Raw genomic sequence first — 21,879 nt, forward strand, 5'->3', positions numbered from 1 at the left:
TACCTGGACCGCTGCGACCGGCACTACACCAACCAGCGCTGGCTGCGCCGTGACTTCGGCGGCAAGCTGCCCAGCGAGGTGTTCCGCGACCACTCGCTCGCCTGCTACGTCACCGACCCGACATCGCTGAAGCTGCGCAACGAGATCGGGATCGACATCATCGCGTGGGAGTGCGACTACCCGCACNCGGACTCGATCTGGCCCGAGGCGCCGGAGTTCGTGCTCAACGAGCTGAACAACGTCGGCGCGACCGACGAGGAGATCGACAAGATCACCTGGCGGAACGCCTGCCGGTTCTTCAACTGGGACCCGTTCGCCGAGATCCCGAAGGAGCGGGCGACCGTCGGTGCCCGTCGCGCGATCGCGACCGACGTCGACACCACCATCCGCTCCCGCAAGGAGTGGGCGCGGATGTTCGCCGAGAAGCACCCCGAAGCGGTCATCTGAGACCACCCATGCCGGCCGGCCCGGGAACGGGCCGGCCAGCCCAGATGCGCGAAGACCCGGCGCGGCGCACCCACCCCGTTGTGGATGCGCCGCGCCGGGCGTCGTTTCCGCCCCCCCACGGGACGTCCACCGCGGCACCCGCGGTGGACGTCCCGGGCCGTGCTACGGGGCGATCTCCAGGAGGATCTTCCCGATGGCGTGGCCGTCGGCCACATAGCGCAGCGCCGCCGCTGTCTCGTCGAAGGTGAAGCTGGCGCCGATGTGCGGCACGGCTTTGCCCGCGGCGAACAGCTCGATGAGCTCCCGCTCGTTGCGCGCGAGCTCGTCCGGCGCGTTCAGCCCGAAGTCGCGCAGCTGCATCCCACCGATCTGGATGCCCTTGAGCAGCACCAGGTTGAGCGGGATCCGCGGGATCGCGCCCGCGGCGTAGCCCACCGTGACGAACCGGCCGCGCCAGCGCAGCGAACGCAGCGCCGGCTCGGCCAGGTCGCCGCCGACGGGGTCGATGACCACGTCGGCACCGCCCGGGAGGGTCTCCTTCAGCGCCTTGCGGAGGTCGTTCGCGCGGTGGTCGACGAGGTGGGTCGCGCCGTTGGCGGCCGCCACCTCGAGCTTGCGCGCGGACGACGCCACCGCCGTCACCGTGGCGCCCAGGGCCGCCCCGAGCTGGACGGCGGCGAGGCCCACCCCGCCACCCGCGCCGAGCACGACGAGCTGCTCGCCGGGCTGCAGCCGGGCCACCGACCGGAGCATGTGGTACGAGGTGCGGTGCGCCACGCCGAAGGCGGCGGCCACGGAGTCGGCGATGCCGTCCGGCGTGTGCGTGACGGCGGCCCCCGACGCCACCGCGACCTCACCGAAGGCACCGACCATGCCGGTGCCGAACACCCGTTCGCCGACGGACACGCCGGTCACGTTCGCGCCGACCGTCTCGACGACACCGGCGAACTCGCTGCCGGGGACGAACGGCGGCGGCACCTTGACCTGGTACTGGCCCGCGACCAGCAGGACGTCGGAGTAGTTGACCGCCGCCGCGTGCACCCGTACGCCGACCTGGTCGGGCCCCGGCTCGGGAGTGGGGAACTCCTCGACGTGGACGACCTCGGGCTGGCCGTACTCGCGGCAGACCGCGGCGCGCACCTCAGCCCACCCGGCCGCTGGTGAGCGGGCGGCGGGCGGCGGCCGGGCCGCCGCTGGTGGACGGGCGGCGCGCGGTCACCGGCCCTTCCACTGCGGGGTGCGCTTCTGGATGAAGGCCATCGCGCCCTCCTTGGCGTCCTCGCTCTTGAACACCGTCGGCGAGAGCTGCGCCATGCGCTCCTGCCCGCGCGCGGGGTCGGCCGCGGCGGCCCGGACGATCTCCTTGGTCGCGGCGACGGCGAGCGGGCCGTTGGCGGCGATGCGCTCGGCGAGCGCCAGCGCCGCCTCGAGCACCTTCTCCGGCTCGGTCACCGTGTTGACCAGGCCGAGCTGCTGAGCGCGGGCGGCTTCCACGGTGTCACCGGTGAGGGTCAGCTCCAGCGCGAGGGCGAGCGGGATCCGGCTGGCGATGGCGACCGCGCCGCCGCCGGCCGCGAGCAGGCCCCGCTTGACCTCGGGCAGGCCGAACTTCGCCGCCGAGGAGGCCACCACGACGTCACAGGAGAGCAGCAGCTCGAAGCCGCCGCCGACCGCGGTGCCGTTCGCGGCGCCGACCAGCGGGATCCTGACGTCGCCGCTCATCAGCCGGTCGAAGGCCGCCCGGCCCTCCTTCTCCTCCGGGGCGATCTTGGAGAAGTCGCCGCCCGAGGTGAAGGCCTTCAGGTCCATCCCGACACAGAACGCCCGGTCGCCCGCGGCGGTCAGCACGGCCACCCGGATGTCGGGGTCCGACTCCGCGGTGATGATCGCCGAGCCGATGGCGCTGAGCAGCGCGGGGGTCAGGGCATTGCGGGCCTCGGGCCGGTTGAGGCGGATGACCAGCACCGCCCCGACCCGCTCCAGCAGGATGTCCGCGGTGCTGGTGTCGGTGTCGGTCATCGCTTGTAGTCCGTGCTCTCCGCGAGGTCGGCGGCCTCCTTCATGGCGTCGAGCACGATCGGGCCGAACGACAGCAGCTTCTCGTCGTCACCCGCGCGCTGGAAGCCCTGCTCGAGGACGATGGCGAGCTTGAACTTGCAGAGGATCAGGTAGTAGTCGTAGTCGTCGACCTGCCGGCCGGAGACCTCCGCGTAGTGCGCGAGGAGCTGCGACTTCGTCGGCATCGCGTAGAGGTCCGCGTAGCTCTTGCCGATCAGGTCGGTCGAGCTGGTGTCCTCGGGCCAGCTCTGCAGCATCCAGGCCAGGTCGAGCTTGGGGTCGCCGACCGTGCCCATCTCCCAGTCGACGATGGCGGCCAGCTTCGCCGGCGCCCCGTTCTGGAACATCACGTTCGCGAACTGGTAGTCGCCGTGCATCAGGCCGGGGATGAAGTCGATCGGCCGGTGCGTGCGCAGCCAGTTGGCGGCGACGTCGTAGCCGGGCAGCTCCCGCTTCTTGATGCGGTTCAGGAAGGCCGTCCAGCGGTCGACCTGGCGCTCGTGGAAGTCGTCGGGACGGCCGAGGCCCTCCAGGCCGCGGGCCCTCCAGTCGACCTTCGACAGCAGTGCGATGCCCTCGGCGAGCTGGTAGGACAGCCCCTTGCGGAGCTCGAGGTCGGAGTTGAACGGCTCCGGCCAGACACCGCGCTGGCTCATCGGCGACCAGCCGTCGACGAAGCCCATGATGTAGAAGGAGCGGCCGAGGACGGAGGCGTCCTCGCACATGCCGATCGCCGCGGTGTGCGGGACGTCGGTCCCGTCCAGGGCCTCGATGATGCGCCACTCGCGCAGGATGCCGGCGTCGCGGCTGGCGGGTGCCCCCGCCGGCGGGATGCGCAACGCGCCGTGCAGGTCACCACGACGGATCTCGTAGATCTCGTTCTGGGTGCCGCCGGAGACGTAACGGTGCTCGATCGGCTCGCCCTTGCCGGCGAGTCCGGCCTCGTCCATCCACGTGGCGAGGCGCTCGATGTCGATCACAGGTTCCCCACTTCGAGTTCCAGGTACTCGGCGTACTTCTCACGCGCCGCGGCGAGACGCCGGGGCAGGTGCTCGGTCGGCCACAGGTCCTCGCTGGGCTTGTAGTCGCGCAGCACCTGCTTGGCCACGGTGACCTTGTGCACCTCGGTCGGCCCGTCGGCGAGGCCCATCACGAACGAGCCCATCACCATCTGGCTGAAGGGCATCTCGTTGCTCGCGCCGAGCGCGCCGTGCACCTGCAGCGACCGGGAGGCGATGTCGTGCAGGACCGCGGGCATGACCACCTTGACCGCGGCGATGTCCTTGCGGACCTTGCGGTAGTCCTTGTGCTTGTCGATCGACCACGCCGTGTAGAGCACGAACAGCCGGAACTGCGCGAGCTGCGCGTACGAGTCGGCGATGAAGCCCTGGACGAACTGCTTCTCGGCCAGCAGGCTGCCCTGGGTGCTGCGGCTCAGCGCGCGCTCGCACATCATGTCCAGCGCCTTCTTCGCCAGGCCGATCGTGCGCATCGCGTGGTGGATCCGCCCGCCGCCGAGGCGGGTCTGCGCGATGGCGAACGCCTGGCCCTCGCCGCCGAGCAGCGCCTCGTCCGGGACGCGGACGTCCTCGTAGTGGATGAGGGCGTGGTGCCCCTCGCCCAGCGGCTCACCGGGCAGGCCGACGTTGCGGACGATGTTGATGCCCGGCGTGTCCGTCGGGATCAGGAACATCGACATGCCGTGGTACCGGGTGACGTCGGGGTTGGTGACCACCATGACGATGACGAACCGGGCGGTGCTGGCGTTCGAGGAGAAGAACTTCCAGCCGTTGATCACCCACCCGTCGCCGTCCTTCACCGCGCTGCAGGTGAACTGGGTCGGGTCCGAGCCGGCCTGCGGCTCGGTCATCGAGTACGACGAGAAGCACTCGCCGTCCAGCAGTGGCTGCAGGTACTGCTTCTTCTGGGCCTCGGTGCCGTAGTGCGCGATGATCTCGGCGTTGCCGGTGTCCGGCGCCTGGCACCCGAAGACGATCGGCGCCCAGCTGGAACGGCCCAGGATCTCGTTGAGCAGCGACAGCTTGAGCTGCCCGTGCCCCTGGCCGCCGAGATCCGGACCCAGGTGGGTCGCCCACAGGCCGTGGTCCTTGACCTGCTGCCGCAGTGGGTCGACGACCCGCTGCAACGTCTCGCCGCGCGGCACGAACTGCAGGTCGGGCCAGGCCATGTCGAGGGGCTCGACCTCCTCCCGCACGAACTTGTCCGCCCAGTCCAACTGGGCCTGGTATTCGGGCTCGGTCTCGAAGTCCCACGACATCGTCGGTCTCCTCTCGGAGCGGTCAGAATAGCGTTCTGTACACGAAGAACACAACTCCCGGATGATCGAAATATCGATCCGGAGCTGGTCTGGTGATCACGGATCGTCGGGCGGACGTTCGGATCGGCCCAGGGCGGCAGGGCGGCAGGGCGGCGAGGCAAGGGGGTGGCGGTGGGGCGGTGACGGGTCGGCTACGCGCTGGTGACGGGCCGTTCACGGCAGCGGGACATTCCGGGCGGCCCGTGTCCGTCCCAGCCCGGGGCCCACCAGTTCGGGGGTGTAGACGGCCGGTTCCCCGTTCCGCCTGGCCTTGGCCGCGTACATCGCCAGGTCGGCGCGGTGCAGCAGCTGCTCGGCGGTGCCCGGGACATCCGCGCCCGACTCGGTCTCCGGGTCGACGGTCACCAGGCCCACGCTGGCCGCGACGGTGAAGGTGCGGCTCGTCAGCCGCACCGGCGCCCGGACCGCGGCGGCCAGTCGACGTCCGACCGCCTCGGGATCGTCGGCGTTGGCGGAGACCAGCAGGACCGCGAACTCGTCACCGCCGAGGCGGCCCACGGTGTCCACCGCGCGGACGCAGCCGGCGAGTCGGGCGGCGGTGATCCGCAGCAGGTCGTCGCCCGCCGCGTGGCCGAGGATGTCGTTGACCCGCTTGAAGTCGTCGAGGTCGCAGAACAGGACGGCGAAGCGCTCGGCGGGGCGCGGCTGGCGGCGCAGCGTCCGCTCGAGCCGGTCGATGAACAGGCTACGGTTCGCCAGGCCGGTCAGCGGGTCGTGGAACGCCTGGTGCCGCAGCTGCCGCCGTTTCTCTTCCACCTGGCCGAGCAGACGGATGTTGTCCGACATCGTCATCATCTGGCGGGCCAGCGCGAGCAGCAGCAGGGCGAGCAGCGCCCAGACCTCCTCCCAGCGCTCGACGTCGTCACCGACGATCTCGATCACCACCGCCGCGCCGGCCGCGGTCAGCGGGAGGTAGGGCAGGATCGCGTGCCAGCGGCGGAGCCGGGCCGAGGCGGCCCGCCGATCTGAGCTGGGACCGACAGCCCACCCCATCCCCGCGGCCTCGGTAGCCGTGCCGGTGCTGGCGTCCGGGTCGGAACCGGGATCGGTGGAGATCGCGGCCAGGCCGATGAGCAGCGCACCGATGCCGATCGGCAGGTCGGTCAGCCGCGGGACGTCGTCCATGCCGTGGATGAGCACCGCGAGCTCCCACATGGCGGAGATCGAGGCGGCGCATACGCCCGCGAGCAGGAGCGCGTGCCCGCGGCCGTCTCGCGGCTCACGGAACACGGCCACCAGGATCAGCACGACGAAGACCACGAGCGAGACCGCGGCGAGGATGATCGAGTAGAGCGGGCCGGGGCCGAGCGGTCCGCCCTGCTCCACCGTGCGCCGCAGCACGATGACCCAGACCAGCAGTGCCACCGCGCCCACCACGATCATGCCGTCCAGGATCGTGATCACGTACCAGCGGTAGGCCCGCAGCGGGCCGCCGTCCCCGGTGTCGTCGTGCTCGACCGGGTCGGTGGGGTAGAGCAGTACGCCGGCGACACCCAGCGCGAGCGGAACCAGGTAGACCAACGAGGCCGGGGTCAGCTGGGGGATGGGGGACCGCCCCGCCATCGTGTCCCGGAACACCGCGGCCGACGCCACCGCCGCGGCGAGGACCATCACCGCCACGAGAAGCCGCCACCACCGTTCGGCACCATGGCGGCGCAGCCCGGTGACCACACAGGTCGTCCCACCGAGCAGCAGGAACCCGATGACGCCCAGCCGGACGACAAACAGCGCCACGCTGTCGGGCAGTGCCTGGGCGAGAACCGCGCAGGCGACCGCCAGCGCCGCGGCGGTGACCGCCGCGCGGCGGAAGAGCCGGTCGCGCCGACGGCTGCGCCCCATCTCCTTCCCCTACCGTTAACCAACACAAAATACACAGATCGTTACTTTGGGTGGCTACCTGGTGAGAGGTCGGTGGCGGACCAGGGTTTCAGTCGGCGGACGCCGGCCGCGCCTGGAGAATCGACACGCAGAAGTCGATGAGGTGCCGCTGCTCGTCCTCGGACGGCACCGTGCGGGGCTCGACGTGGCGTTGCAGCGCGGCGAGGACGGCATCCTGGATCAGCTGGGCGTCGAGATCCGGTCGTGGCCGGCCGGCCGCCGTCAGCGGCGGGACGAGCAACTGCCCGAGCTGCTGGTCGAGGGTGGCCCGCCCCGGTATCGAATCGCTGGCCCGGGCGAGCAGCCGGTTGACGGTGGCGCCCTGCTGCGCGACCACCGGCCGGGTGATCTGCGCGAGCATGCCGCTGACCCAGGCGGTCATCTGGCCGGCCGGGTCGGACTTCTTCGACATCTGATGCCGGAGGTACGACCGCAGGATGACGATCCCGCGCTCCATCACCGCGTGCATGAGCTCGTTCTTGCCGGCGAAGTACCGGTAGAAGGTCTGGTTGGACGTCCCGGCCTCGGCGACGATGTCGGCGACCTTGGGGTCGGCCGGCGCGACCCGGACGGAGACCCGCAGGGCCGCGTCGAGGATCTGTTCGACCTCGACGAGGGCGTCGCGCTGGTGCCGGTTCAGGGCCCGGTCGACAGCGGCCCGCACCGAGGCGGGGGTGCCCTCCCATTCCACTCCAGCAGTGTCGCTCATGGTCGAGGTCCTTCGGGTACGGGGTGCTGGGAGATGCGAAATTCGGTTCTTTGACTAATGGAATTATATTCTTTGCCGGCCGGGTTGAGGAGGCCTCGGGGGCGGCCAGGGTACCGGGCCCGGACCGGGTGGATCACCGCAACCGGGTGGCTCGCGGGCCGGCCACCTGGGGCGCGACGGAATGCTCGCCCCAGTCATGCTGCTGCCGATCACCGCCGAGACCCCGACCGGCCCGGTGCCCGGTGCCCGGGTGCCGGCGTCCGTCGCGCCGGGGGCGTCGCGCACTGTTGCTCCTGTTCCGTGACGCCGCGCCCGATGTCGGCGTCACGTGACCGATGGGCGCCTTCGTGCCGTTGGGTCGGACAAGTATCCGAGCCGGCGGCGGGAAGTGGTGGCGCCTTGTTCCGACCCGCCCCGGTTCCGACCCGCCCCGCCAGCGGAGGGCTCCGATCGTGGACGGTCACCTGACCGCGGGCACCCGCTGCTGCCGGGTGTTCGCCGCGCGCGCAGCGTGACCGGGGCGAACCCACCGCGTATTGGTGATCTTTCTCGACATACACTCCTGGCGATCTCCCGGTCGGAGGTGATGTGGAGGAAGGGCTGGCATGAACATCGTCGAAGCGGTATTTCTCGGCGCCGTCGAGGGGCTCACCGAGTTCCTCCCGGTCTCCAGCACCGGTCATCTGACGATCATCGAGAAGCTGCTCGGCTACCGCATCGACGACCCGGACATCACCGCATTCACGGCGATCATCCAGGTCGGCGCGGTGTTCGCCACGCTGCTGTACCTCAGGCATGACTTCCGGCGGATCATCGCCGCGCTGGCCCGGGGTGTGACCCAGCCGGAGTACCGCGACCACCCGGATTTCCGGTTCGGTGTGGCGGTGATTGTGGGATCAATTCCCATCGGAATAGTCGGCCTGTTGTTCAAGGATCAGATCGAAACCACGCTGCGTAGCCTGTGGTTCGTCGGCACCGCCCTGATCGGGTGGAGCGCGGTCATGGGCTACGCCGATCGCGTCGCCACCCAGAAACGGCACGAGGACGACGTGACCTGGAAGGACACGCTGGTTATCGGGGTCGTCCAGTGCATGGCGCTGATCCCGGGAATCTCCCGTTCGGGATCGACGATGTCCGCCGGACTGCTGCGCGGGATCGACCGGGTGACCGTCACCCGCCTGTCGTTCTTCCTCTCCATACCGGCGCTGTTCGCGGCGGCCCTGCTGCAGGTCGTGACGGAGTCGTCCAACATCGAGCAGGGCGTCGGCTGGACGGTCACCATCACCGCGACGGCGGTGAGCTTCGTGACGGCCTACTTCGCCATCTCGTGGCTGCTCAAGTTCGTCGCGCGCCACAGTTACAGCGTTTTCATCTACTACCGGCTCGCGCTCGGCTCGGTGATCCTTTTTCTCCTCGCCACCGGGATCATCTCCGCGACCTGACGACGCCGGTTCCGGCGCCGGGATCGCTCCCGGATCTCCCCATGATCTCCCCATGATCGGGCGCGGCCCGGCACCCTTTTGCCATCCCGTCCCGGATGCGTGTGTTAGGGCCTGACCATCGGGGAGGACCCCACCCGTCCGATGTCGAAGTCGATGGGAGGAACCATGGCGAGCACCGTGCAGGAATCGATCGATGTGGCCGTCCCGATCCGGACCGCCTACAACCAGTGGACCCAGTTCGAGTCGTTCCCGAACTTCATGGAGGGGGTCGAGTCCGTCCAGCAGACGGACGACACCCACACCCACTGGCGGATCAAGGCCGGTGGCACCGAGCGCGAGTTCGACGCCACGATCACCGAGCAGCTCCCGGACGAGCGTGTCGCGTGGAAGAGCACGGAGGGGACCCGCCACGCCGGCGTGGTGACGTTCCACCGGCTGGCCGACGACGCCACTCGGGTGACGGTGCAGATGGACTGGCAGCCCGAGGGGCTCGTGGAGAAGGCCGGCTCGGTGCTGGGCGCCGACGACCGCCGGGTGAAGGACGACCTCAAGCGGTTCAAGTCCTTCATCGAGGACCATGGCCAGGAGACCGGAGCCTGGCGGGGTGACGTGCGGCGCCCGGACGCCGCCGGTCCGGGACGTGAGGGCGACCTCGGATCCGCTGGTCAGCGCGGTGAGTCCGGTCAGCGCAGCGAGCCCGGTCAGCGCAGCGAGCCCGGTCAGTTCGGTCAGCCCGGTGAGTTCGGTCAGCCCGGCCGGTTGGGTTCGTCGGAAGCCCCCGGCACGGGCGGCGCCGGTGGCCCGCAGCGGGATCAGGGGGCCGGCGGGGCGACGTACTCACAGCCCGGCGGCGGCGAGTTCTGACCTGGCGAGTCAACTCCGCGGCCGGGTCGTCAACCAGCCGCACCGGCTGATTCGGCGGTTTGTGCCTCCCGCACGGCGGCGCGCAGCGCCGGGACGGCCGGCCCGGCGACCGGTTCCAGCAGCGCGAGTCGACCCTTGAGTGCCCGCCGGGCCCGGCGGCTTTTCATCGCCCCGATCTCACCGGCGGCGAGAAGCGCGACCAGGCTCGCCGGGCCGGGCTCGGCCCGGCCGGCCGGGCCTCCGTGCAGGATCTGCTCCATCTCGCGGTGCAGCCGGCGGACCATCGCCCGGTCCCGCACGGTCACGGAGGTCGCCGGGATCATTCCCAGGATCCGGCGTCGCTCGACCCTGATCCAGCGGCCCGCCTCGAGCTGGTCGCGCACGACTCGGCCGGCGGTCCGCTGGTTTTTGTTCACCCAGTGCTTCCACGACCGGTGACGGGACGACGCGCCGATCTCGCCGATGAGCTGTGCGCACAGCTCATCGGCGGTCGGGTCCGGCCGCCGGCCCGGGTGAGCCGGGTGGCCTCCCGGGTGCGGCTGGCGCCCTGGGCGGGACTCGGCGGGCTTCACCCGGCCGTTGTCGTCGGTCAGCAGCCCGCCCTGGTAGAGCTCGGTCGCGGCGGCCGCGCGCAGCGCGCGACCCAGGTAGGGCGAGCGGTACATGCGGTCCCGCTCCAGGTCGTAGGCCAGCAGGTAGAGCTGGGCCGGCAGCGACGTCGGTGGTCGCATGGCGGTTCTCCTCCCGGTTGTCGATCACGGGGGTGGGGTGCGGCGGACGTCCACCGTGTCGGCCGGTCCGGCGTCGCCGGGGCCGGGGCCGCGATCTTCGGTGGTGTCCCGCCGGGGGCGTCCGCGCCGGGGTATGGCGCCGGCCTCCCGCGGGAGCCGGCCCCGGTCCGCGAGCGCGGACCGCAGCAGGAACTCGATCTGTGCGTTGGTGCTGCGCAGCTCGTCCGACGCCCAGCGCGCCAGCGCGTCGTGGACGGCGGGGTCGAGGCGCAGCAGGATCTTCTTCCGCTCGGCCACGTACCGTCACCGGCTCCGGGGCTCAGGTGTAGAGAGATCCGGCATTGATGACCGGTTGCGTCGACTGTTCGCTGCACAGGACCACGAGCAGGTTGCTGACCATGGTTGCCTTCCGTTCCTCGTCCAGCTCGATGATGTTCTCCCGGTCGAGGCGTTCCAGGGCGGCCTCGACCATGCCCACGGCGCCCTCGACGATCCGCGAGCGGGCCGCGACGACGGCGCCCGCCTGCTGGCGCCGGAGCATCGCCTGGGCGATCTCCGGCGCGTACGCCAGCCGGGTGATGCGGGACTCGATCACGTGTACACCGGCGGAGGCGACCCGGGCCGCGATCTCCAGGGAGAGCTTCGCGGTGATCTCCTCGGCGTTGTCGCGCAGCGACATGATCTCGGGGGCCGCGTCGTAGGGGTAGCTCGTCGCGATGTGCCGTACGGCCGTCTCCGACTGGATGGCGACGAACTCGACGAAGTCGTCGACCTCGAAGACGGCCTGCGCGGTGTCCTTCACCTGCCAGACGACGACGGCCGCGATCTCGATCGGGTTGCCGTCGGCGTCGTTCACCTTCGCCACGCCGCTCTCGTGGTTGCGGATCCGGGTGGAGACCTTCTTACGGGTGGTGAAGGGGTTCACCCAGCGCAGCCCGGTGGTGCGCACCGTCCCGACGTAGCGGCCGAAGAGGGCGACGACCCGGGCCTCGCCCGGCGCGACGGCGGTCAGGCCGCACAGCGTGAACAGGGCGGCGAAGAAGCCGAGCACACCGGCCACGATGAGGACGGCGCCGACGGGGGCGGAGTGGTCGGCGGCGACGACGATCCCGGCGATGCCGAGCGCGACGCAGCCCAGCATGCCGAGCAGGCCGGCCAGCAGCGCCAGCAGGCCGGAGCGGTCCTTGGCGCGATGTTCCCGGACGCTCGGCTCGGGCATGTCGACGACGACGCGGTCGATCCCCGCCTGCGGTGTCCCGGTGCTCATGTGTGCCTCCTGATGGGGAGCGGGAGCCGGCGAGCGGTCCGTTCGGCACGCTCCGACCCGGTGTTCTCCTTGAGTTCTCGCGCCGTTACGCTAGCGTCGAGGTATCAAAGTGATATCACTTTAGCTCGGTACTATGTGGTCGTCCAGTAGCGGGACGCGACGCGGAGGTGGCCGATGCCGGACCGGCGGCTCGAGATCGACGATGTGCGCAAGCGGTACGGCGAGGTCGTCGCGCTCGACGGCATGACCTTCGACGTCCGCGCGGGGGAGCTGTTCGGCTTCGTCGGCAGCAACGGGGCCGGCAAGACGACGACGATGCGGATCGTGCTCGGGGTGCTCGCGGCCGATGCCGGGCAGGTCCGGTGGGCCGGCCGCCCGGTCGACCTCGCCGCCCGCCGCCGGATCGGCTACATGCCCGAGGAACGGGGCCTGTATCCGAAGATGCCGGTCCGTGACCAGCTCATCCACCTCGCCCGGCTGCACGGGATGCCGGCCGCGGCCGCCGGCCGCTCCGCCGACGCGTGGCTCGAGCGGCTGAGCGTCGCGCAGCGGCGGGACGACGAGGTGCAGAAGCTCAGCCTCGGCAACCAGCAGCGGGTCCAGCTCGCCGCCGCGCTCGTGCACGACCCGGAGGTCCTCGTGCTGGACGAGCCGTTCTCCGGGCTCGACCCGGTCGCGGTCGACGTCATGAGCCAGGTCCTGCGGGAGCGGTGCGACGACGGGGTTCCCGTGGTGTTCTCCAGCCACCAGCTCGAACTCGTCGAACGGCTCTGCGACCGGGTCGGCATCGTCGCCGCCGGGCGGATGGTCGCCGCCGGCACGGTCGACGAACTGCGCTCGGACGGCACCGAGCGGATCGTCGTCGAGGTGCCCGGGGCCCCGCCGGGCTGGGCGGCGGGCCTGCCCGGGATGACCGTCCGCGCCACCGAGGGGGCACGCACGGTGGTCGACCTGGCTCCCGGAGCGGATGACCAGGAACTGCTGCGCCGGGCGCTGGCGGTCGGCCCGGTGCGGGAGTTCCGCCGCGGCCGGCCCTCCCTCGCCGAGCTGTTCCGCTCCGCTGTGAGCGCCGACGAGGACGCGTCCGGCGTCCGTACCACCTCCGGAACCGACCCGGCGACCGCGAGGAACGAGGTGACGGTGCGATGAGCCCGGATTCCGATCACGGGACCGATCACGAGACCGGTCGCCCGGCCGCCCGCCCGGCCGCGGCCGTGGCAGGAGCGGCGGGCCCGGCAGGAGCGGCCGGCCCGGTCCCCGGCATCCCGGCGCAGACCGGCGCCGCCCCGGGGCCCCGACCTGGCTCGGTGCTCGGGCCTGGTCCCGGGGACCTGGGCGACTATTCGGCGCTGGGCTCCTGGGCGACGGTGCGGCTCGTCGCCGGTCGCGAGCTCGGCGTGCGGCTGCGCTCCAGGGTCTTCCGGATCACCACCGCCGTCCTGCTCGTCCTGCTCGTCGGCGCCGCGGTCGTGATCGACCTGGTCGGCGACGGGGAGTCGACGAAGTCCGTCGGCGTGACGGCGGCGGAGTCCGCGATCGCCGCGCCGCTCGCCGCCGCGGCCCGGAGCATGGACGTCGCCATCACGAGCCGTGAGGTGCCCGACGAGGCCACCGGCATGCGCGAGGTCGCCGACGGCGATCTGGACATCCTGGTGACCGCGGCCCCGAACGGCCTGCGCGTCGCCGTCAAGGAGGACCTGAGCGACGCGCTGACCGGCGTGATGACGGTTCTCGCCCGCCAGCAGGTCCTCGACAACGAGATCAGCGTGCTCGGTGGCGATCCGGCCCGGGTGAACGCGGCGGTCGCCGCCACCCGGGTCGACTTCGTCGAGCTCGACCCGGCACCGCCGCACCAGGGCGAGCGGCTCGTCCTCGGGATCGCCGCCGCGCTGCTGATCTACATGGGCCTGATGCTCTACGGACCGGCCGTCTCCCAGGGCGTGGTCGAGGAGAAGTCGAGCCGGGTGGTCGAGCTGCTGCTGTCGACGGTCCGCCCGTGGACGCTCATGGCCGGCAAGGTGCTGGGCATCGGGCTGGTGGCGCTGATCCAGATGATCGTGCTGTCCGGTGGGGGCCTGGTCGCCGCGCTGGTAACCGGCGCACTGTCCCTGCCCTCCGGTGAGGCCACCGGGACGGTGATCTGGTCGGTGGTCTGGTACGTCATCGGGTTCTTCCTGTACGCCCTCCCGTTCGCCGCCGTCGGGGCGATGGTCTCCCGGCAGGAGGACGTCGGCGGCATCTCGAGTCCCATCGTGCTGGCGATCGTGGTGCCCTGGGTGCTGGGGATCTCGATCGTGCCGGGCGATCCCGACAACGGCCTGATCGCGGTGCTGTCCCTGCTGCCGATCTTCGCGCCGGTGCTGATGCCGATGCGGATCGCGCTCGGGGTGGCCCCGGTCTGGCAGCTCGTCCTGTCGGTGGTGCTGGCCCTGGCGTTGATCGGCGTACTCGTTCGGCTCACCGGGCGGATCTACCGCAACGCGGTGCTGCGGACCGGGGCGAGGGTCTCGTTCCGGGACGCCCTGCGCGAGGCCTGAGCCGCCGCGGGACCTGGATCCGCCGCCGCGGGTCCGGGGCCCGCCGCCGGCGGCTCCGGACGTCTCACACCTGGCGGTTCATCCCGACGAGGACATAGCCGATCTTGCGCCAGGTGTTCGGGCCGCAGACCCCGTCCTCGGGGATGCGGCCGAACCACGGTGTCGCGTACCGCTGCAGCGAGGCCACCCGGGCGGTGGTGAGCGCGCCGTAGGCGCCGTCGGGCGTCAGGCGGTAGGGGTCACCCGTCGGCGCCTCGTGGCCGAAAATGATGTTCAGCGCGTTCTGCAGGGTGACGACCTCCGGCCCGCGCATGCCCTCCCGCAGGGTGGGCATGCCCGCGTAGCGCTGCCCCGGGTCCGCGAGCGACCCCCCGGGAGACGCCCCCAGCGCGGCCGCGAGGATGTCGCCCCGGCGGTTCGCGCGGGGGTTCCCCGGGCAGGAGTGGCCGCCCCACGCGGTGCCGCCCATCCGGTGCGTGCCGAGCCCGTAGCCGCTGGGGGAGTCCGTGATCTCGGGGCGCCAGCCGAACTCATGCATCCCCCAGGCGAAGAGCTCGCCCAGGCGCTGGATCTGGATCGCCGTGTAGTCCTCGGAGTCGTAGCCCTCGCACTCCACGCTGATCCAGAACGGGTTGCCGGCGGCCTGCGCCCAGGCCCGACGGTCGAACGGGACGTACTGCTCGAACTCACCTGTCTTCGACAGCCACAGATGGGCGCTGACCTGGCTGGCCGGATTGTCGAACCAGCCGAAGAGCGAACCGGTGCCGACCTGGACGTGGGGGATCAGCCCGCGGGTCGGTTCCACCATCGTCCCGGACGTGTTGCGGACCGGGCGGTTGCGAGCCGGTGGGTAGAGGGTGGCCGCCACGGTCAGCCCCGGCCGTTCGTGACCGTCGCGTGCCCGACCCCCGTCGGTAGCGGGGTCCCGGCCGGTGCCCGGGTCCCTGGCTGCGCTCGACGTACCGGTTGCCGTCGGTCTGGACGAGTCACGTGTTCCTCTTCGCGTCTGTGTGGTGTCCGGGTGGCCCGCCGCGGGCCCGTGCCCGCAGCCCCTGGTGGTCGGCTCCAGGACGCGCTTTCCGCGCTTCGCGTGCGATCCCCTGACGATCCGTACAAGAGGGATTCCTACCCCTGCGCTGGGAGCCCGTCACATCTGGGTCGGCTGAGCGGGCGGACTCCGGATCGTCGCGCCCTTCCGCGACCTGGTGGCGGTTGTCGGTGTAGTGATGCATTTGTCGTTTTCCATAGGGTTATGCGGTCTATGAGTGTGCGGATTGTCAAGGTGGATTGACTGCCTACACTGACAAACCGTGCACCCTCCGCGCGCCGTCACCGGGTTTCTGCGGTGACGCCTTCCTCGAAGGCCGTCACCGGTGCCCTTGGCAGAGGTCCAACCTTTGTCCTCGTCGCGGGCGTCCCGCCGGCGGCGGTGTTCGACCTGCGCCACGAGGTCTTCGTCGGGGAGCAGGGCGTGCCCGCCGACCTGGAGCGCGACGCCCTGGACGCGAGTGCCGACCACGCCGTAATCGTCGGTGCGGGCGGCCTCGTGCTCGCGACAGCCCGGCTGATCACCCCGGCGGGTGGCGCGGAGCCGGCCGCCGGGCGCGGGAGGTTCGGCGTGGTCGGGCGGGTCGCCGTCCGGCGCCCCTACCGCGGGCGGGGCCTCGGGCAGTTCGTCACCGAGGCCCTCGAACAACTCGCGGTCGAGCGGGGGCTGACCGCGATCGAACTGCACGCGCAGCAACGGGTCGAGGAGTTCTACCGGCGGGCCGGCTACCGGCCGCGGCCCGCCCGTTTCGGGCCGGTGCGCGACAGCGAGGCCGGCATCGACCACATCTGGCTGCGCCGCGACCTCGAACCCGGGCCGCGCCTCGACCCGGGTCGGGATCCACGGCCCGCCGGGGTCGGCGAGCTGTGGGTCGGCGGCGTCGCCCCGGACGCGCTCCGTGTCATCGAGCGTCTCGGCTACGCGCGTACGGGCCGGGAGCGTGAGCCGCCGGAGCAGGGGGCGCGGGAGCGTGCGGGAGTACCTGAACTGGAGTACCGCCGTGCTTCGGTCGCGCCGTGAGCCGGGGGTGCCGTGCCGGGGCTGGTGCGGCGGCGGCGCACCAGCCGGCGCGGTGGGCGTCGCCGCGCCGTGGCTCCGGTGGTCCGGTTGTGCCCTGTCGCCAAACTGACAGGCCGTGTGTCGCCCACCAAGTCGGCGCCGATGTTCACCCAGCGTGTTTGTCTGATCGTCCGTAGAGGGAGGGTGTCACCATGACCGTCGCACGATCGTTCCCAGTGGGCCGGGCGGGGCTCGTGGCTGTTCTGATCGCCGGTATGTTCGCGCTCACCGGCCAGACGGCGGCCCGAGCAGGTGGCACCCCGGCGGCCGAGTGCCCGGGCGGGCAGGAGTTCGAGATCGCCACCACCGGCGACGAACCCGATCCCGGCCCGCCGGTCCGGCTCGAGGACGGCTACTACGCGCAGACCGCGGCCTTCTGGCCGCCCCGGTCCGCGGTGCTGTGCCGCACGGAGTCGGGCACGGACCAGCCGTCCGCCGAGGTCACCCACACACCTGGCCTGACCTGCCCGTCCGGTACCTCCGAGCTGGTCGTCCCGGACGTGATCCCGACCGATTACGAAACGCCCGTCGTCGCGGATTCCGGGGCGCTGCTGCCCGCCGGCTGGTACTCGCTGCCGTCGCTGGACCCCGAGTCGGCATCGGCCGGCACCCAGCCCACCGACCCGGCCGCGCCGGTTGACCCGGCCGCGCAGGCCGCGCCGGTTGACCTGGCCGGGCAGCCTGATCCGGCTACTCCCGCGTACGGGTCCAGCACCGACCAGACCGCTCTCACCAGCTCCACGACCGAGAACGGCGCGACGGAGAGCCCCGCGACCGAGAGCCCCGCGGTCGAGAGCGCTGGGACCGAAGGCGGCGCGGCCGAGGTCGGTGCGTTCACCGGCGGCGGCGCCGCGCCGGATCCGGCCGGCGCCGGCCCGGTCAGCTGGACCACCGTGTGCTGGTCCCAGACCGATCCCGGCGCCCCGGCCGCCTGAGCAACCCGCTACCACGGGCCGCGAAGACTCCGGGCCGGGAAGACTCCGCGCGGCGCACGGCGGCCGGTGCCCGCGGACGACGAGGGCCGCCCCGATCGAATCGGGGCGGCCCTCGTGTTCACGGCGACTCGGCGCGGCGAGCCTCGGTGCTCAGTAGCGGTAGTGGTCCGGCTTGTACGGGCCCTCCACCGGCACGCCGATGTAGTCGGCCTGCTGCTTCGACAGGGTCGTGAGCTTGACGCCCAGGGCGTCCAGGTGCAGCCGGGCGACCTTCTCGTCCAGGTGCTTGGGCAGCGTGTAGACGCCGACCGGGTACTGATCGGTCTTGGCGAACAGCTCGATCTGGGCGATCACCTGGTTGGTGAAGCTGTTCGACATCACGAAGCTCGGGTGGCCGGTGGCGCAGCCGAGGTTCATCAGCCGGCCCTCGGCCAGCACGATGATCGAGTGCCCGTCCGGGAACACCCACTCGTCGACCTGCGGCTTGATGTTGATCTTCTCGATGCCGGGGGTCTTCGCGAGGCCGGCCATGTCGATCTCGTTGTCGAAGTGCCCGATGTTCGACACGATCGCCTGGTGCTTCATCGCGGCCATGTGCGCGGCGGTGATGATGTCGTAGTTGCCGGTGGTCGTCACGAAGATGTCGGCGGTGGAGACGACGTCCTCGAGCGTGGCGACCTGGAAGCCGTCCATCGCCGCCTGCAGCGCGCAGATCGGGTCGATCTCGGTGACGATGACGCGGGCGCCCTGGCCGCGCAGCGCGTCCGCGCAGCCCTTGCCGACGTCGCCGTAGCCGGCGACGACCGCGACCTTGCCGCCGATGAGCACGTCGGTCGCCCGGTTCAGCCCGTCGATGACGGAGTGGCGACAGCCGTACTTGTTGTCGAACTTCGACTTGGTGACCGAGTCGTTCACGTTGATGGCGGGGAAGGCGAGCGTGCCGGCCTTCGCCATCTCGTACAGCCGGTGCACGCCGGTGGTGGTCTCCTCGGTGACCCCCTTGACCGACGCGGCGGTCGTCGTCCAGCGGCCGGGCTTCTCGGAGATCGTGCGGCGCAGCGTCTCCAGGATGATCGCGTACTCCTCGGAGTCCGCGGCGTCGGTCGCCGGCACGGCGCCCGCCTTCTCGAACTCGGCGCCCTTGTGGACGAGCAGGGTGGCGTCACCGCCGTCGTCGAGGATCATGTTCGGCGCGCCGCCGTCCGGCCAGGACAGCGCCTGGTCGGTGCACCACCAGTACTCCTCGAGGGTCTCGCCCTTCCAGGCGAAGACCGGCACGCCCTTCGGGTCGTCCTTGGAGCCGTTCGGCCCGACGACCACCGCGGCCGCGGCGTGGTCCTGCGTGGAGAAGATGTTGCAGGACACCCAGCGGACGTCCGCGCCGAGGGCGACGAGCGTCTCGATCAGGACCGCGGTCTGGATCGTCATGTGCAGGGAGCCCATGATCCGGGCGCCCTTGAGTGGCTGGCTGGCCGCGTACTCGGCGCGGGTGGCCATCAGCCCGGGCATCTCGTGCTCGGCAAGCCGGATCTCCTTGCGGCCGAACTCGGCCAGCGCGAGATCCGCGACCTTGAAGTCGAAAGTCATGCCCTCTCCTCATTGCGCTCGGTGGCTGCCGAGCCTGTACGGCGGTGTCACGTTCCGCTTCCGGACTGCCGGCATGGCAGACAGCCGTCCGCCGCGACAGCGCGAGTCAGTCGAGCGTGCCACAGGGGTGAGGAACGGCGAAGACCCGGTCCGGCCGCGTCACACCGGACCGGGTCCGTCGGCCTGCCTGTCACGGGCGGGCCGGGCGGGCCGTCAGCTCTCGGGAGTGGGCCCGGTCGAGCTCCCCGCGGCCGGCGGGGTCGGGCTCCCGGCCGGCCCGCCGATCTCTGCCGAACCGCCCACCTCCGCCGGGGTGGGCCGCGGGATCGTGCCGGCCGCGGCGCGCGGGCCGCGGTAGACCCAGCCGCGCTCGTCCGCCCACAGCAGCAGCGGCGGCAGCACGACCAGCGCGGAGAGCAGGGCGACACCCACGTTGAGGGCCACCACCAGGCCGAAGTCGCGCAGCAGCGGCAGCGAGCTGAACGCCAGGACCACGATCCCGATCACCGCGGCCAGCGCGGACACCATGAAGGCACGCCCGGTCCGGGCCGCGGCCTCCTCGATGGCGCCCAGCGGGTCGCGCCCGCGGCGGCGCTCCTCGATGTGCCGCATGACGATCAGTGTCGTGAACTCCGTGCACAGCGCGATCACGAGTGGCCCGCCGACCGCCGTCAACGGGCTGAGGTCGAAGCCGGCGAGCCAGGAGACGATCGCGGTGAGCCCGACCGCGATCAGCACGGGGACCACCGACACCACCGCGCGGACGATGTTGCGGTGCCACAGCAGCAGGATCAGGAACACGCCGATGAGCGCGAAGTACGTCAGCTCGATCCGGTTCTTCTCGAAGTTCTCCAGCAGACCGGTGCCGACGACGGCCAGGCCGGAGGGCGTCGCGCGGATCCCCTCGGGCGGGTTGACCGTCGCCCGGATGTCGTCGACGACGACCGCGCGTTCCTCCAGCGCGCCCGGCCCGGTCCGGAAGATCAGATTGAGCGCCTTGCCGTCCAGGTTGACCGTGCTCTTCTGGATCGCCTCCGGGGTGACCCGGTAGGCCCGCTCGATGTCGGCGCCGGTCGGGGCGAGCAGCGTGGTGTCGGGCACCTCCATGAGGAAGCTGATCGTCGTCACCAGGCTGGACGCCGTCACCAGCTCCCGGGGGTGCTCCTCGAGCTGCTGGTAGGTGAAGTCGTGGACGAACTTCACCGTCTCGTCGTCGAAGACGTCCCCGGACTGGATGAAGACGCCGAGCTCGCTGCTGGAGCCCGTCTGCGCCTTGAGGCTCTGGATGTCGTGCACGACCTGGGAGTCCTGGTTAACCCACTTCTCCGGGTCGGTCTGCACCTTCAGATCGCCCTCGACGACCAGACCACCGGCGAAGATCGCGACAGCGAGCACGACGAGGGGGATGGCGGTCGCCCGGGGCAGCGAGCCGAGCCCCACCACCGCACGCCCCAGCGGGCCTCGTGAGTAGTCCTTCGGCGCGGTGGGGGAGCGGCGCTCCCGGAACCCGAGCGAGGCGGCGCTGAGCAGCACGGTCGCGACGACGATGACCGGCAGGCCGATCGCGAGCAGGACGCCGAAGTCACGGATCATCGGCACCTGGCTGAACTCCAGCGCGAGGAACGCGACGACACCGGCGACGGCGGCCACCGCCAGGGCCGGCATCAGCCGGGCCAGCGCCTCGGTGACGGGATCGCGGGCCCGGTCGAGCTGTGCCTCCTCCTCGACTCTGCTGTGCAGCTGGACCGCGAAGTCGATGCCGACCCCGAGCAGGACGGGCATGCCGGCGATGGTCACGACGGACAGCGGCACACCCAGGTAGCCGGCGAGCCCGAACGCCCAGACGAGGCCGACCGCCACCACCCCGAGCGGCAGCAGCCGCCAGCGCACGGCGAAGGCGACCAGCAGCAGCCCGGCCATGATGACCAGCGAGATGGCACCGAGGGTGAGGAAGCCGCCGCGCAGGTAGTCGTTGATATCCCGGAGCAGCACGGCCGCGCCGGTCGTCATGACGTCGGCGTTGTCGAAGGTCAGGTCCTTCATCGCGGCCTCGGTGGCCGATGCTCCGCGGCCCTCTTCCTTGATGGACGCGTTCCCCTTCAACCGGACGATCATCTGCGCGGTCCGGTCGGTCGGGAAGAACGACTCCAGTGACTTGCGGACGGCACCGGTGTTGTCGTGCAACAGGAAGTCAGCCCACTCGGGATCGTCGAAATCACGGCGATCTGCCGGTATTGCGTTGATTCTTTCCAGGGTGCGCAGCGAGTCGGCGAGCCGCCGCTTCGCGGAGTCCGGATTCGGATCGCGGCTCTGGGCGTCGAGCAGGATCTGTCCCGCCGGGCTGCTGATCGGATTCCCGTCCGGACTGGTGACCAGGTTCGCGGTGAACTGCAGCGCGGTGAGCGGAGTGATCACGCTCTCGATGCGCGGGTCCTTCTCCAGCTGCGCGGAGAGATCACGGAACTTCTTGACGTTACCGGTGGTGAAGAGGTCGACGAGATCCGCGCCGGGCTTCGTGGTGAAAAGGACGATCATGGCCTGACCGCCGAAGAGGCCCTGGTAGGCGACGTTGTCCTTGGCGACCTGCGAGTCGGAGTTGAGGTAGTTGTCCTGGCCGGTGGTGAATTCCAGCTTGGTCAGGCCCAGGCCGAGCACCGCGGTGATGATCACGGCCACCACGGCCACCACGCCCGTCCGGCGGCCGACCGTGCGTCCGAGGCCCGACCAGAATCGCGCCGACCCACCGGGCGGGGCGGACGGATCGGACGGCGCTGGCGAGCTTGGCATCAGGCTGCTCCGGGGATCGAAGATGTTCACGGAGGGCCCGTGAGGTCCGTCCGTGAACGGTTTCCAAGGTGTATAGCGCACGTCACATCTGTGTGCCGACCCCTTGCACAGGAGGAAATCGTCCTGGGCCGGCGTACGGCCCGGGCGGTTCCGCTCACCGCTGACCAGTTGATCCTGGTAGCGGGCCTTTGG

At 71.1% G+C, this 21,879-nt stretch carries 18 protein-coding genes and 1 pseudogene; 7 read left to right on the forward strand and 12 right to left on the reverse strand.

All coding sequences use genetic code 11. The features are described 5' to 3' along the window. Positions 1-447, forward strand: a pseudogene (locus B056_RS43595) (amidohydrolase family protein); the annotation flags it as partial. 162 nt (positions 448-609) lie between these two features. Here B056_RS43595 and B056_RS0113245 read toward each other — a convergent pair. The 6 genes from B056_RS0113245 to B056_RS0113270 form a co-directional block, all read right to left on the reverse strand. Then, positions 610-1,587, reverse strand: coding sequence for an NADPH:quinone oxidoreductase family protein (locus B056_RS0113245; RefSeq protein WP_018502350.1), 978 nt, complete (start codon positions 1,585-1,587; stop codon positions 610-612). Positions 1,588-1,662: 75 nt separating this feature from the next. After that, positions 1,663-2,466, reverse strand: a complete 804-nt coding sequence (locus tag B056_RS0113250; protein ID WP_018502351.1) for an enoyl-CoA hydratase-related protein — start codon at positions 2,464-2,466, stop codon at positions 1,663-1,665. Continuing rightward, a complete protein-coding gene (locus B056_RS0113255; RefSeq protein WP_018502352.1) occupies positions 2,463-3,485 on the reverse strand; it encodes a phosphotransferase family protein in 1,023 nt (340 codons plus the stop codon). The genes B056_RS0113250 and B056_RS0113255 overlap by 4 nt, the downstream gene beginning before the upstream one ends. After that, positions 3,482-4,783 carry an acyl-CoA dehydrogenase family protein gene (locus B056_RS0113260; RefSeq protein WP_018502353.1) on the reverse strand — a complete coding sequence of 434 codons (1,302 nt, stop codon included), beginning with the start codon at positions 4,781-4,783 and terminating at the stop codon, positions 3,482-3,484. Before B056_RS0113260 ends, B056_RS0113255 begins: the two co-directional genes overlap by 4 nt. Before the next feature lie 213 nt (positions 4,784-4,996). Beyond that, positions 4,997-6,682, reverse strand: a complete 1,686-nt coding sequence (locus B056_RS0113265) for a GGDEF domain-containing protein (protein WP_018502354.1) — start codon at positions 6,680-6,682, stop codon at positions 4,997-4,999. 88 nt (positions 6,683-6,770) lie between these two features. Continuing rightward, on the reverse strand, positions 6,771-7,430 hold the full coding sequence (locus B056_RS0113270; RefSeq protein ID WP_051105612.1) for a TetR/AcrR family transcriptional regulator: 660 nt from the start codon (positions 7,428-7,430) through the stop codon (positions 6,771-6,773). 605 nt (positions 7,431-8,035) lie between these two features. Between B056_RS0113270 and B056_RS0113275 the strand changes: the two genes are divergently transcribed. Both B056_RS0113275 and B056_RS0113280 read left to right on the forward strand, forming a co-directional pair. Further along, positions 8,036-8,872, forward strand: a complete 837-nt coding sequence (locus B056_RS0113275) for an undecaprenyl-diphosphate phosphatase (protein ID WP_018502357.1) — start codon at positions 8,036-8,038, stop codon at positions 8,870-8,872. Positions 8,873-9,037: 165 nt separating this feature from the next. Further along, entirely contained in the window at positions 9,038-9,736 is a 699-nt protein-coding gene (locus tag B056_RS0113280; protein ID WP_035751414.1) for an SRPBCC family protein, read from the forward strand. Between the two features lie 29 nt (positions 9,737-9,765). Here B056_RS0113280 and B056_RS0113285 read toward each other — a convergent pair whose 3' ends face one another. The 3 genes from B056_RS0113285 to B056_RS0113295 are packed head-to-tail and all read right to left on the reverse strand — an operon-like array spanning position 9,766 to position 11,734. Beyond that, positions 9,766-10,467 carry a GOLPH3/VPS74 family protein gene (locus B056_RS0113285; RefSeq protein ID WP_018502359.1) on the reverse strand — a complete coding sequence of 234 codons (702 nt, stop codon included), beginning with the start codon at positions 10,465-10,467 and terminating at the stop codon, positions 9,766-9,768. Positions 10,468-10,491: 24 nt separating this feature from the next. Beyond that, positions 10,492-10,764, reverse strand: a complete 273-nt coding sequence (locus tag B056_RS0113290) for a hypothetical protein (RefSeq protein WP_018502360.1) — start codon at positions 10,762-10,764, stop codon at positions 10,492-10,494. Positions 10,765-10,786: 22 nt separating this feature from the next. Continuing rightward, on the reverse strand, positions 10,787-11,734 hold the full coding sequence (locus tag B056_RS0113295) for an SPFH domain-containing protein (RefSeq protein WP_018502361.1): 948 nt from the start codon (positions 11,732-11,734) through the stop codon (positions 10,787-10,789). 174 nt (positions 11,735-11,908) lie between these two features. On the opposite strand from B056_RS0113295, the gene B056_RS0113300 reads away from it, so the two are divergent. Next, positions 11,909-12,883, forward strand: coding sequence for an ABC transporter ATP-binding protein (locus B056_RS0113300; protein ID WP_018502362.1), 975 nt, complete (start codon positions 11,909-11,911; stop codon positions 12,881-12,883). Further along, positions 12,880-14,271 carry an ABC transporter permease gene (locus B056_RS0113305; protein WP_018502363.1) on the forward strand — a complete coding sequence of 464 codons (1,392 nt, stop codon included), beginning with the start codon at positions 12,880-12,882 and terminating at the stop codon, positions 14,269-14,271. Before B056_RS0113300 ends, B056_RS0113305 begins: the two co-directional genes overlap by 4 nt. A gap of 64 nt (positions 14,272-14,335) precedes the next feature. Here the strand turns inward: B056_RS0113305 and B056_RS0113310 are convergent, their stop codons facing one another. Beyond that, positions 14,336-15,139 (reverse strand): peptidoglycan recognition protein family protein, encoded by an 804-nt coding sequence (locus B056_RS0113310; RefSeq protein ID WP_018502364.1) that lies wholly within the window; start codon positions 15,137-15,139, stop codon positions 14,336-14,338. Positions 15,140-15,616: 477 nt separating this feature from the next. Here B056_RS0113310 and B056_RS36345 point away from each other — a divergent pair, with 477 nt between their 5' ends. After that, positions 15,617-16,339, forward strand: coding sequence for a GNAT family N-acetyltransferase (locus B056_RS36345; protein ID WP_154677005.1), 723 nt, complete (start codon positions 15,617-15,619; stop codon positions 16,337-16,339). Positions 16,340-16,530: 191 nt separating this feature from the next. Continuing rightward, positions 16,531-17,313, forward strand: a complete 783-nt coding sequence (locus tag B056_RS0113320; protein WP_026239663.1) for a hypothetical protein — start codon at positions 16,531-16,533, stop codon at positions 17,311-17,313. Between the two features lie 150 nt (positions 17,314-17,463). On the opposite strand, the gene ahcY is transcribed toward B056_RS0113320, so the two are convergent. Beyond that, positions 17,464-18,900, reverse strand: a complete 1,437-nt coding sequence (gene ahcY, locus B056_RS0113325; RefSeq protein WP_018502367.1) for an adenosylhomocysteinase — start codon at positions 18,898-18,900, stop codon at positions 17,464-17,466. A gap of 213 nt (positions 18,901-19,113) precedes the next feature. Next, positions 19,114-21,687, reverse strand: coding sequence for an efflux RND transporter permease subunit (locus B056_RS0113330; protein WP_035751423.1), 2,574 nt, complete (start codon positions 21,685-21,687; stop codon positions 19,114-19,116). Positions 21,688-21,879 lie beyond the last annotated feature (192 nt).

The organism is Parafrankia discariae (assembly GCF_000373365.1).
Classification (GTDB): Bacteria; Actinomycetota; Actinomycetes; order Frankiales; family Frankiaceae; genus Parafrankia; species Parafrankia discariae.